The sequence below is a fragment of the uncultured Dietzia sp. genome, assembly GCF_937873725.1.
GTDB lineage: Bacteria > Actinomycetota > Actinomycetes > Mycobacteriales > Mycobacteriaceae > Dietzia.
Genome location: NZ_CALMYY010000112.1, coordinates 110,797 through 122,359 on the forward strand (window position 1 = coordinate 110,797; position 11,563 = coordinate 122,359).

The 11,563-nt window shown below is 72.6% G+C and carries 11 protein-coding genes; all 11 read right to left on the bottom strand.

What is annotated here, in order from left to right; all coding sequences use genetic code 11:
- Positions 1–67 precede the first annotated feature (67 nt).
- The 11 genes from Q0444_RS12540 to Q0444_RS12590 all read right to left on the bottom strand — a co-directional run bounded on the left by Q0444_RS12540 (position 68) and on the right by Q0444_RS12590 (position 11,022).
- Positions 68–1,018 carry a tyrosine recombinase gene (locus Q0444_RS12540; protein WP_291085688.1) on the bottom strand — a complete coding sequence of 317 codons (951 nt, stop codon included), beginning with the start codon at positions 1,016–1,018 and terminating at the stop codon, positions 68–70.
- 15 nt (positions 1,019–1,033) lie between these two features.
- Positions 1,034–1,603, bottom strand: coding sequence for an NUDIX hydrolase (locus tag Q0444_RS12545; RefSeq protein ID WP_291085690.1), 570 nt, complete (start codon positions 1,601–1,603; stop codon positions 1,034–1,036).
- Positions 1,604–1,608: 5 nt separating this feature from the next.
- On the bottom strand, positions 1,609–3,411 hold the full coding sequence (locus Q0444_RS12550) for a CTP synthase (RefSeq protein WP_299023375.1): 1,803 nt from the start codon (positions 3,409–3,411) through the stop codon (positions 1,609–1,611).
- 76 nt (positions 3,412–3,487) lie between these two features.
- Positions 3,488–4,420: a copper transporter gene (locus tag Q0444_RS12555; protein WP_291085696.1), complete on the bottom strand. Its 933-nt coding sequence runs from the start codon at positions 4,418–4,420 to the stop codon at positions 3,488–3,490.
- Positions 4,417–5,589 (bottom strand): putative cytokinetic ring protein SteA, encoded by a 1,173-nt coding sequence (gene steA, locus Q0444_RS12560; protein WP_299023376.1) that lies wholly within the window; start codon positions 5,587–5,589, stop codon positions 4,417–4,419. Before steA ends, Q0444_RS12555 begins: the two co-directional genes overlap by 4 nt.
- A 59-nt stretch (positions 5,590–5,648) precedes the next feature.
- On the bottom strand, positions 5,649–7,394 hold the full coding sequence (gene recN / locus Q0444_RS12565) for a DNA repair protein RecN (protein WP_291085702.1): 1,746 nt from the start codon (positions 7,392–7,394) through the stop codon (positions 5,649–5,651).
- Between the two features lie 9 nt (positions 7,395–7,403).
- A complete protein-coding gene (locus Q0444_RS12570; protein ID WP_299023377.1) occupies positions 7,404–8,333 on the bottom strand; it encodes an NAD kinase in 930 nt (309 codons plus the stop codon).
- Positions 8,330–9,151, bottom strand: coding sequence for a TlyA family RNA methyltransferase (locus Q0444_RS12575; RefSeq protein ID WP_299023378.1), 822 nt, complete (start codon positions 9,149–9,151; stop codon positions 8,330–8,332). Before Q0444_RS12575 ends, Q0444_RS12570 begins: the two co-directional genes overlap by 4 nt.
- On the bottom strand, positions 9,151–9,390 hold the full coding sequence (locus Q0444_RS12580; RefSeq protein WP_299023379.1) for a hypothetical protein: 240 nt from the start codon (positions 9,388–9,390) through the stop codon (positions 9,151–9,153). The genes Q0444_RS12575 and Q0444_RS12580 overlap by 1 nt, the downstream gene beginning before the upstream one ends.
- A gap of 10 nt (positions 9,391–9,400) precedes the next feature.
- Positions 9,401–10,399 carry an HAD-IIA family hydrolase gene (locus Q0444_RS12585; RefSeq protein WP_291085714.1) on the bottom strand — a complete coding sequence of 333 codons (999 nt, stop codon included), beginning with the start codon at positions 10,397–10,399 and terminating at the stop codon, positions 9,401–9,403.
- Positions 10,396–11,022 (bottom strand): hypothetical protein, encoded by a 627-nt coding sequence (locus tag Q0444_RS12590; RefSeq protein WP_349679634.1) that lies wholly within the window; start codon positions 11,020–11,022, stop codon positions 10,396–10,398. The genes Q0444_RS12585 and Q0444_RS12590 overlap by 4 nt, the downstream gene beginning before the upstream one ends.
- Positions 11,023–11,563: the final 541 nt, after the last annotated feature.

The window sequence follows — 11,563 nt, forward strand, 5'->3', positions numbered from 1 at the left end:
GTGTCCTTCGCCACCCGCGTCTCCCTTCGCCGCCGTTTCGCCCGTCAGGGCCGTACCCCCGGTCACGTTACCGTGCCCGGGGGTGACACTCCGTCCAGACCTCGCGCAGCGTGTCGACGGTGACGAGGGTGTACACCTGCGTCGTGGTGACCGAGGCGTGTCCGAGCAGCTCCTGGACCACCCGGATGTCCGCCCCTCCGTCGAGGAGATGGGTGGCGAAGGAGTGCCGGAACGAGTGCGGCGAGACGTCCGAGCCCACTCCCGCGCGCCCGGCCGCGACGCCGACCACGTTCCACAGGGTCTGGCGCGTGATCCGGCCCCCGCGGGTGTTGAGGAACAACGCCGGGCCCCCGCGGATCGCCAGCGCGGGGCGGGCCCGCACGAGATACGCGCCGACCGCGTCGCACGCCGGGCGGCCGACCGGGACCACCCGTTCCTTGCCTCCCTTGCCGCGGAGGATGACCGTGCCGCCCTCGGGATGGTCGAGGCCGTCGAGGTCGTCCACGTCCAGACCGACGAGTTCGGCCGCCCGCGCCCCGGTGGCGTAGAGGAGTTCGAGCATCGCGCGATCGCGGAGTCTGCCCGGGTCCGTGTCGACGTCGGAGCCGCCGGCCGCCTCGATCACCGAGACCATCTGGTCCACCGGCAGCGCCCTGGGAAGCCGCCGGGGCGGGCGCGGCGGGGTGACGGACGCCGCCGCGTCGACAGCGGTGATGCCGTCCCTGGTGGAGAACCGGTGCAGGCCGCGCACGGCGGCGAGTGCCCTGGCGACCGACCCGGGCGCGAGCGCCCGCCGACCGGTGTCGGGATCCGCCGTGGCGAGGCGGGCCCGGAACCCCTCGACGTGGGACTCGGTCACCGCGCCGAGGTCGCCGATCCCCGATTCCGCGAGGTAGTCGCGGTATTTCTCGAGGTCACGCCGGTACGCGGCGAGCGTGTGGACCGAGGCGCCCCTCTCGACGGCGAGGTGGTCGAGATAGCCACGGATCTGGGTCGCGGCGCCGCCGACCGACGTCATCGTGGCGGGGCCCCGTCAGGACCGGGCGATCGCCTCGCGCGCGGCGAGGATCCCGGCCACGGCGATGCCGTTGACGATCCGGCCGTCGAGCACGGCGTCCACGGCCTCGGCGAAGGGCATCCGCACCACCTCCATGTCGGCCTCCTCGTGTTCCGCGGCGGGGCGGGCGACCTCTCGGAGCCCGGTGGCCAGGAACACGTGGACCCGCTCGGTGCAGAATCCCGGCGACGGGACGATCGAGATCACCGGCCGCCAGGACTCCGCCTCGAGTCCGGTCTCCTCGACCAGTTCGCGACGCGCGGTCTCCACCGGCTCCTCGCCGGCCACGTCGCACAGGCCGGCGGGAAGCTCCAGCAGCCGCTCACCCACCGCGTGACGGTACTGCCGCACCAGGGTGATCCCGCCCTGCTCGTCCAGCGCGATCACCGCGACCGCGTCGTCGTGTCCGGCGATCTCCCTGTCCGCGGTGCCCCCACCGGGCATCGTCAGGGTGTCCACGCGCAGCCGCACCACGCGGCCGTCGTAGATCTCGCGGCTGGCGAGCGTCCGGTAGTCGTGCGACCCGGGCGCGCCGGACCCCGACACGCCGGTCAGCTCCCGTCCGTCCGGACGTCGGAGGTCAGTTCCGGGTCCGCCTCGCCGCTCCTGGACGTCCCGGAGCGGGATCCCCCACCGCCGGCGGGGTCGGCATCGGACCGATCCGCGCGCCACGGCTCGACCGGCAGGCGCATCTCGTTCTCGTAGTCCAGCGCGGCCCTGATGAACGCCGCGAACAGGGGGTGCGGTCGGGTCGGGCGCGACTTGTACTCCGGGTGCGCCTGGGTGGCGACGAAGAACGGGTGCTGTTCCGGCGGGTACTCGACGAACTCCACGAGGTTACCGTCCGGCGACGTGCCCGAGAAGCGCAGCCCGGACTCGGCGATCTTGTCGCGGTAGGCGTTGTTCACCTCGAACCGGTGGCGGTGGCGTTCCGAGATCTCGGTGGCCCCGTACGCCTCGGCCACCACGGACCCCTTGGTGAGCACCGCCGGGTAGGCACCGAGACGCATGGTCCCACCGAGATCGGCGTGACCCGCGACCGCGTCGACCTGGTCGGCCATCGTGGAGATCACCGGGTACCGGGTGTCGGGCTCGAACTCCGTCGACGACGCCCCCTCGAGGCCCACGGAGCGGGCGGCCTCGATCACCGAACACTGCAGCCCCAGGCACAGGCCGAGGAGCGGGATGCGGTTCTTCCGCGACCACGAGATCGCTCCCAGCTTGCCCTCGATCCCGCGGATGCCGAACCCCCCGGGGATCAGCATGCCGTCGACTCCGCGCAGCGCCTCCCTGGCCCCGGCCTCGGTGCCGCACGCGTCGGACTCGACCCAACGGATGTTCACCCGCGCCCGGTGCGCGAACCCGCCGGCGCGCAGGGCCTCGGTGACCGAGAGGTAGGCGTCGGGCAGGTCGATGTACTTGCCGACCAGTGCGATCTCGACCTCCTCGCGCGGCTCGTGCACGCGCTGCAGCAGGTCGCCCCAGACCGTCCAGTCCACGTCGCGGAACGGGAGACTGAGCTTGCGGATGACATGGGTGTCGAGGTGCTCGTTGAAGAGGACCTTGGGGATGTCGTAGATGCTGGGGGCGTCGGGAGTGGACACGACCCCCTCCAGGTCCACGTCGCACATGAGCGCGATCTTGGCCTTGAGCCCGTCCGGGACCTCACGGTCGCACCGCAGCACCAGTCCGTCGGGGACGATGCCGATCGACCGGAGCGCGGCCACCGAGTGCTGGGTCGGCTTGGTCTTGAGTTCCCCCGACGGAGCGAGGTACGGCACCAGGGAGACGTGCAGGAAGAAGATGTTCTCCCGGCCCACCTCGTGGCGGACCTGCCGGCAGGCCTCGAGGAACGGCTGGGACTCGATGTCCCCCACCGTGCCGCCGACCTCGGTGATCACCACGTCGGGACGACGCCCCTGCTCGTCGGGCGCGCTCATCGCGATGATGCGCTCCTTGATGGCGTCGGTGATGTGCGGGATCACCTGGACCGTGTCGCCGAGGTACTCGCCGCGGCGCTCCTTGGCGATCACCGCCGAGTACACCTGGCCGGTGGTGACGTTGGCGTTGGCGCTCAGGTCGCGATCGAGGAACCGCTCGTAGTGACCCAGGTCGAGGTCCGCTTCCGCCCCGTCCTCGGTGACGAACACCTCGCCGTGCTGGAACGGGTTCATGGTCCCGGGGTCGACGTTGATGTACGGGTCCAGCTTCTGCATGGTCACCCGGAGTCCTCGGGCGGTGAGCAGCTGCCCCAGGCTCGAGGCGGTGAGCCCCTTGCCCAGCGACGACGCAACGCCACCGGTGACGAAGATGTGCTTGGTCGCGGACCGCGATGCGGCTCGATTCAGTGCCAAGGGGACTCCCGTGTCCAGACGCCGGAATGGATGAAAGCTGGTGTGGCTCCGGTGCACCCCACGGGGCTTCAGGCTATCACCGAGCGGGCGCCGTGGGGAGCGGCGGCACCGCCGCGGCCGCATCCGGGCGCAGGCCGTAGTGCCCCTGCCCCCGGGCCAACTGCTCCGCGAGCCCGAGCGCGGTGGCCAGACGGCCCGCCTCGGAGCCCGCCGAGTCCACGGTCGACACGCCCGTCTCGCCGGAGGACCGCAGGACCCGGACGGCGTCGTGGCCGTCGGCCCCACCGACCTCGGCCGACACCACGACGCCCGCGCCCTCGCGGTCCAGGGTCCGTGCGAACGCGGCCAGCCGCACGGCGGTCGACTCGGTCTCGCCCGGGCCGGTCACGATCAACGCCAGCTGCCCGGGCCGGAGGGTGCCGGCCTCGAAGTCGATGACCTCCGCGTCCGCGAGGGTCGTGAGCACCGTCGTCCGGTCGGCGTCGTCGAGGTGCGGCTTCGCGTCCTCGGTGCGGAGCAGCCCGGCCCGACCCACCGCCGTCCCCAGCTGGGTTCCGAGGTCCGCGTCCGCGGCGGGCGCGGTGCCGATCGGGAGGTTGGCCACCAGGGCCTCGAGCTCCGCGTCGGCGGCCGGGTCCATCGCCTTGTCTGTGAGCGTGATCCGGCCGGCGACGACACCCCCGGCCGCGGTGATGGTGTCGACGGCCGCGTCGACGTCCTCGCCCGAGGCACCCGGGGCGACCACCACGAGGACCGGCCGTTCGTCGAGGATCCCGTCGAGCACCGCCGGGGCGAACACCCCGGCCATGGCGTCGAGCCGGTCGGTGGCCAGCCGCTGGGCCGCCAGGTCCTCCTCCGCGGAGTCGAGCCGCGCCGCCGTCGTGTCCTCCCTGTCGACCACCGCGTCCCGGATGGACGTCGCCACGGAGGTCGACCCCAGGATCACCCCCACCGCGAGGGCGAGGAACACGGCGACCAGCGTGAGGACGTGGCGGCGCAGGGAGATCAACGGACGAGGCCCTGGACCCAGAGGGCGAAGCCGTTCCACATGTCGACGGCCCAGATCAGCAGATCCTGGGCGGAGTCGCGGGCCACCACCACGGCGGCCACGGCAACCAGCGCCGCGAGCACCACCAGCGCCAGCCCGATCCCGGCCCCGCGCGACCGGTACAGGGTCGAACAGGCGTCCGCGTGGACCAGGCGCGACGAGACCGCGGTATCGACCATCGTCGAGGAGGGGGCGGAGGACGGTCCGAAGACGTTCTCCAGCCCGCGGTCACCGCCCGTCACGACGATCATCTCGGCGCCGTTGTGGAAGGCCAGGAGCAGGGCCATGTCCCGGGCCGTGGCCGCCGCCGGGAAGGTGGTGGCCCCCACTCCGAGTTCGGTGACCCGCTCCAGCCCCTCGGCCCTGCCGTCACGGTCCGCCGGCACCACGAGGACGGCACCGTCGGTGAGGACCTCCTCGGAGACGGCGGTGGGGGTGGCCACCACGACGTCCGCGGACAGCTTGGCCGACCGCAGCAGCTCGGCTCCCCCGTCGACTCCGACGAGCAGCGGGCGGTACTCCTTGATGAACGGCTTGAGATCGGCCAGCTGGGCCTGCGACGACTCGTCCCCGGTCACCACCACGACGTGCCGGTCGGCGAACTCGACGTCGATCTGCGGCAGTCCCTCACCATCGAGGAGCAGCGGATGCTCCAGGCTGAGGAACTCCGTGGCATTGGCCAGGTGCGCGAGGGCCGACTCGACGTACCCGGACTCGGCCGCGTCCACCTCGGCGAGGAGGGTGGCCGGGCCCGACTCCCGGCCGGAGGCAAGCTCGTCCTCGGTCTTGACGGAGTAGACCACGCCCTCGTCGACACGCACCTTCGTCCCCTCCGCGACCGCGGAGAGGTCGGCGTCCTCGACGACGGGGATCGTCGACGCCGCGAGCGTCCGGAACGCCGCGCGGGGCAGCATCTCCTCCCCGGCGCGGGGGACGTGGATGACGGCGGCGACGCCGGCCTCGACCAGCGCGCGCGCCGTGTCCGCCGACGTCCTGTTGAGGTCGAGGACCGCCACGTCCTTCGGGCCGAGCTTCCGGTGGGGCGACGACCCTGCCCGGATGTGACGGACGGCGCCGACCACACCGTCGAGGTCGTGGGAACGGCGACTGAGGAGACCCGACATCTTCATGTGCCCGAGTATCACTCGTGTGATTCGAGCGACGAGGGAGGAGGTATCGGCGTGTCGGGTTAACGGTCGAGTTGAGCTTGAGACTTCTCGGTCTGCGCCTTGACGAGGAGTTCCTCGGCATGCGCGAGGCCCGTGTCGGTGTCCTCCATGCCCGCGAGCATCCGGGCCAGCTCGGTCACCCGGTCGGCGTCATCCACCGCCCGCACCCCCGAGACCACGCCGTCACCGCCCTCCGCGTCCACGGTCTTGTGAACCACCAGGTGGGTGTCCGCGTACGCGGCGACCTGGGCGAGGTGTGTCACCGCGATCACCTGGTGCGTCCTGGCGAGGGTGGCCAGCCGCATGCCGATGCTCAGGGCCGCGCGGCCGCCCACTCCGGCGTCGACCTCGTCGAACACCAGCGTCCCACCGCCGGACCGCTCGGCCAGGACCACCTCCAGCGCGAGCATCACCCGCGACAACTCGCCACCCGAGGCCCCCTTGCCCAGCGGCACCACCCCGGACGGCCCGTCCAGGGCCAACTCGACGTCGTCCAGTCCCGACTCCGTCGCGGAGGCGGGCCCGTCACCGTTCGGCGTGACCCGCACCACCAGCCCCGCCCCTCCCATGGACAGCTCGGCGAGCTCGGCCGTCACCCGACGGGCCAGGTCCTCTCCGGCGGCCCGTCGGACCGCGGTGAGCGCCGCGCCGCGCTCGGTCAGCTGGGCGGCCAGCCCGGCGGCGACGGCCCTCAGCTCGGCCACCGCCGCGTCGGAGGTGTCCACCTCGGACAGTCGACCCCGCGCCTTCTCGGCCCACGCGATCACGTCGTCCACGTCGGTGCCGTACTTCCGGGTCAGAGCGCGGAGGCCGTGCCTGCGCTCGAGGGCGGAATCCAGGTCCGCCACGTCCACGGGGAGCCCGGCCAGGTACAAGCCCAACTCCGTGGCGGCATCCCCCAGTGCGGCCACGGCCTGCTCGACGCCTGTGGCGATGGGGACCAGGGCGGGGTCCCCCGCCCCGGCGAGCCGCTGCCGGAGGGCGTCCAGGACGTTGACGACGGGCTCGGCCGTCTCGCCGTCCCCCGTCAGGATCTCGTGGGCCTGACCCGCGATCTCGCGGAGCTCCTCCGAGTCCGTGAGCCGACGGATCACGGCATCGAGTTCGGCCTCCTCCCCGGGCTGGGGGTCCAGGGCGTCGATCTCCTCCAGTCCCATGCGGAGCAGGTCGGCCTCGCGGGCCAGTTCGCGGGCGCGCTCGGTGCGCTCGGCCAGGGACCGCTCGACCTCCCGCCACCTGTGGAACGTCTCGCGGTAGGCGGAGAGAGCGGCACGCGCGTCCTCTCCCCCGTGGGAATCGACCGCGTCCCTCTGCCTGTCGGGCCGCAGCAGCCGCAGTTGGTCGTTCTGCCCGTGGACGGCGAGCACCGGGGCGCAGAACCTGGCGAGGGTGCCGGCGGGAACGGAGCGCCCGCCGAGCCTGGCCCGGGAGCGCCCGTCGGCGCCGACCCGGCGGGCCGCGATCACCGTTCCGTCCTCGTCGAGATCCACGTCCGCGTCGTCCAGGAGGCGGTCCAGGTCGCGCCGGTCGGCGGCGTCCATCGTCGCCGCGGCGGCGAGGTCGAACCGCCCCTCCACCACCGCCTTGTCGGCGCCGCGCCGGACACGCCCCGGATCCGCGCGACCCCCGGCGAGAAGCCTCAACCCCGTGACGACCATCGTCTTTCCGGCACCCGTCTCCCCGGTGAGGACGGACAGTCCCGGCGCGAAGTCGGCGACGGCCTCGTCGATGACGCCGAGGCCGCTGATCCGAAGTTCCGTGAGCACGCCCCCACCCTAGGGGAGGGGCCGGCCGGAGGAGCGGCCGCGCCACCCCGTCACCGGGAGTTCGAACTTGGTGACCAGACGGTCGGTGAACGGGGAATCGTCCAATCGCACCCACTTGACCGGGCGACGACCGCGGACCACCTCCACCCGGCTGCCCGCTGGGGCCTCCACCTCTCGGCGCCCGTCCAGCACCACCACGGAGGGGCCGGACCGGACACCCGTCTCCACGGCCACCCGGGACGTGGGCGCCACGACCATCGGCCGCGCGAACAGGGCGTGGGCGTTGTTCGGGACCACCAGGATGGCGTCGAGTTCCGGCCAGACTATGGGCCCCCCGGCCGAGAACGCGTAGGCGGTCGACCCCGTCGGGGTGGAGACGAGCATCCCGTCGCAGCCGTAGTCGCTCACGGGGCGGCCGTCGATCTCCACGGACGCCTCGAGGACACCCTGCCGGGAGAGCTTCTCGATGCTCACCTCGTTGAGCGCCCACCCACGGTCCAGGACCCGGTCCCCGTGGATGACGGTCGCGTCGATCGTCATCCTCTCCACCACGCGGTAGTCCCGGTCCGCGATCTGCTCGACGACCCCGTTGAGCGAGGCGACCTCCGACTCGGCGAGGAATCCGATGTGGCCGAGGTTGACCCCCAGGACGGGCACGTCGGCCGCGTTGGCGTACTGACAGGCCCGCAGGAAGGTGCCGTCACCGCCCAGGACCAGGACCAACTCGCACCCCTCCGCCGCACGCGGGGTGTCCGGGACGGCCTCGACGCCGGTCCCGGTGGCGACGTTGGCGCTCGTGGACTCCAGCATCCGCACCGCGATCCCCCGACTCGCACAGGCGTCCACCACCTGCGCCACGATCGCGGCGATATCCGGTCGCTCGACATTCGCCTCGAGCAGGATGCGGCGACCGGTCCCCGACCCCGTCGCGTCCGTCACTGCGGCCCCTCCGCCACGGCCGTCCGGATCGCGCCCTCCGCGTGGTCCGTCCACTCCACCGGCCCCGGTGACGCTGCCCTGCGGAGGTGGAGGAAGTACTCCACGTTCCCGGAGGGGCCGGGGAGCGGACTGGCCACGCAGTCGACAGGCTCCAGGCCGAGGGCGGCGGCCGCGCGCGCCACCCCGGTCCCCGCGCCGACCCTCAGCGAAGGGTCCCGCACCACGCCGCCCCGGCCCACGCGGTCGCGCCCCACCTCGAACTGCGGCTTGACCATCGGCAGGAGGTCACCGCCGGGTCGCACACACGCCGCGAGGGCGGGCAACACCAGCGCGAGGGAGATGAAGGAGAGATCCGTGACCACCAGGTCGACCTCTCCCCCGATCGCCTCCGGCGTCAGCGTCCTCACGTTGGTCTTGTCGTGGACGCCGACCCTGTCGTCACTGCGCAGACGCCATACCAGCTGGCCGTAGCCGACGTCCGCGGCCTCCACCCGGGTCGCGCCACGGGCGAGCAGCACGTCGGTGAATCCGCCCGTCGACGCACCGGCGTCCAGGCACCGCGCCCCCTCGACGGTCACGTCGTGGAACCTGTCCAGCGCGCCGATGAGCTTGTGCGCGCCTCGCGACGCCCACTCCGGCTCGTCCGAGGAGGTGAGCGCGATGGAGGTGGTCGGCTCGACCTGGGTGGCGGGCTTGCCGGCGGTCACGCCGTTGACGATCACCCGTCCGGACTCGATCAGGTCCCGGGCGCGTTCGCGACTGTCACACATCTTGCGTCGGACGAGCTCGGCGTCCAGACGCATCCTCTTGGCCGCCATCAGCGTGTGGCGTCCAACGCCGCGAGCGCGGTCGCCAGCAACTCGTGGGCCGCGTCGAGCGCCTCCACCTGATGATCGCGCACCGACACGCTCACCCCCGTGCCACGGCCGTCGTCACCGCCGTCGTCACCGCCGCGCGCCCCGGCAGAATCGGTGAGGAGGTCGTCGAACGACGAGCGGAGCTCGTCGACGTCCGGGCCCGAGGGCCCGGGGGCTGGAGACGGTCCGGGGGTGATCACGCCGTCCACGCTAGCCGACGACGAGTCCCGCGTCGGCGAGCCTGGACCGGACGTCGGACCCCGTGTCCCCGATCGCCGTCACCCCGTGTCCCCAGGCCTGGCGGATGACGCTCCTGGCCAGATCGATCCCGAGCAGATCCCCGGGGATCCCGTCCAGGTGGAGTGCGTCATCGGCGACCCGGGACACGAGCTCGGGCGCCGATCCGATGTGGCTGAGCTCCGGGGCCTGGAGGAGGGCCGACAAGTCGTGCGCGAGATAGGTGGCCCGACGGTGTTCGCCCGCAGCGAGGAGGTCGGCCGGGCCGTGGACGCCGGTCAACACCAATAGCGACGGCATCCCCGCGGAGACCGCGCCCTCGATGTCGGTGTCGAGTCGGTCCCCCACTACGAGGGGACGCCGCGAACCGACCGTGGCGGCGGCCGCCCGGAGCACACCGGCGGCCGGCTTGCCGGCCACGACGGGCTCCCGATCCGTCGCGGCCCGCAGCGCCGCCACCAGGGAACCGTTCCCCGGAAGCAGTCCGCGCTCCGTCGGCAGGGTCGCGTCGACGTTGGACGCCACCCACGGGACGCCGCGACGGATGGCGAGGCATCCCTCCGCGAGATCACCCCACGTCAACTCGCGGGACAGACCCTGGAGGACGGCGTCCGGATGCTCGTCCGCGGAGAGCACCACCTGGAATCCCGCCGCCTCGGCCAGTCGACGGAAGCTGTCGTGACCCACCACGAGCACCCTGGCTCCGGGGTCCACGTGCTCGGCCAGCATGACCACCGCCGCCTGGGCGCTGGTCATGACGTCGCCGGCCTCGGCCCGGAAGCCGAGTGCGCGCAGGTGCGCGGCCGTGTCCTCAGGCGCCCTGCTCGCGTTGTTGGTCACGTAGACCACCGGCAGCCCGGACCGGTCGAGGGCGTCCGCGGCCCCGGGGATCGGTTCCGACCCGCGGATCAGCGTTCCGTCGAGGTCCACCAGTAGCGCGTCGTGGAGCGCGGCCAGGGACGAGTCCGTCACAGGCTCTGGTCCTCGAGTTCTGCCAGGCGGGTCTCCGCGTCCGTGTTCTGTCCGGGGTCGGCGGAGACGGCGTGCCCGAACCACTCCAGCGCCTCCTTCTTCCTCCCGGAAGCGAGGAGCACCTCGGCGTACGCGTAGTCGAGACGCGCGGCCTCCTCACCCGAGGCGGTCGCATCGACGCCCGCGTCCTGAAGGGTCACCAGCGCCGCGTCGAGCTGTCCCATGTCCACCCGGGCGCCGGCCTCGACGATGCGCAGCTCGACCAGGTCCTCCCCGGTGACCAGCCGGGATTCCTCTCCCCGGGCGAGCTCGATCGCCTTCTCCGGACGCTCGAGACCACGCTCGCAATCCGCCATCATGGCGAGAAGACCAGGACCGCCCGAGATGCGTCGGGCAGCGCGCAACTCACCCAGCGCCTCCGACCATTCGCCCGCCCGGTATGCCAGCACCCCCAGGGTCTCGCGGACCACGCCGATCCGGCCGGCGCGGTTCTTGGCGGCGCGCCCATGGGCCAGGGCGACGCCCGGGTCCTCGTCCACGAAGTGCATGGCGGCAACGAGGTGCCGAGCCACCAGATCCGCGTTGGACTTGTCCAGCCCGCGCAGGTCCCGGCGCACCTCCATGTCGAGGTCCGCTGCCTCGATGTCCTCGGGCAGTGGGGGTTCGTCGGCGCGAGCTGCCTGACGTGCGTCCTGGCCCGGCCGCCCTTCGGAGCGCCGATCGCCACCGGGACGCCCGTCCCGACGACCGTCGCCGCGCGGCGGGGCCGCCCGACGGTCGGACCCCGCGGCGGTCCGCCCCTGGCTCGCCCGGGCACCGCCCGACCGTGGCGCGGCCGGGGTCTCGGCACCCTCGCCGCGACCCGACCCGTCGTATCGCTTAGCGCGTCGCTCGCCGAACGAGCTGTTGTCGCGCCGCGAGCCGGCGGAGGCCCGGTCGCCTCTGCGGGGGACCTCACGATCACCGCGTCGCGGCGACTTGTCTGACTCTTCTGACCGGGCTTCGTTCACGTCGTTCACCTTACGCGCGCCGCACAGACGGCACTGGGGTCGATGTCTGAAATACAAAAAAGACCAGCGGGAGGAACGATGAGTCCCTCCCGCTGGTCATGAAATTGTGTTCGGCGGTGACCTACTCTCCCACACCCTCGCGAGTGCAGTACCA

Excerpts from the sequence above, each read along its gene's own strand:
- Q0444_RS12540 (WP_291085688.1), bottom strand. The coding sequence starts at position 1,018 with ATGACGTCGGTCGGCGGCGCCGCGACCCAGATCCGTGGCTATCTCGAC.
- steA (WP_299023376.1), bottom strand. The coding sequence starts at position 5,589 with ATGAAGATGTCGGGTCTCCTCAGTCGCCGTTCCCACGACCTCGACGGT.
- Q0444_RS12575 (WP_299023378.1), bottom strand. The coding sequence starts at position 9,151 with ATGGCGGCCAAGAGGATGCGTCTGGACGCCGAGCTCGTCCGACGCAAG.
- Q0444_RS12590 (WP_349679634.1), bottom strand. The coding sequence starts at position 11,022 with ATGGAGGTGCGCCGGGACCTGCGCGGGCTGGACAAGTCCAACGCGGAT.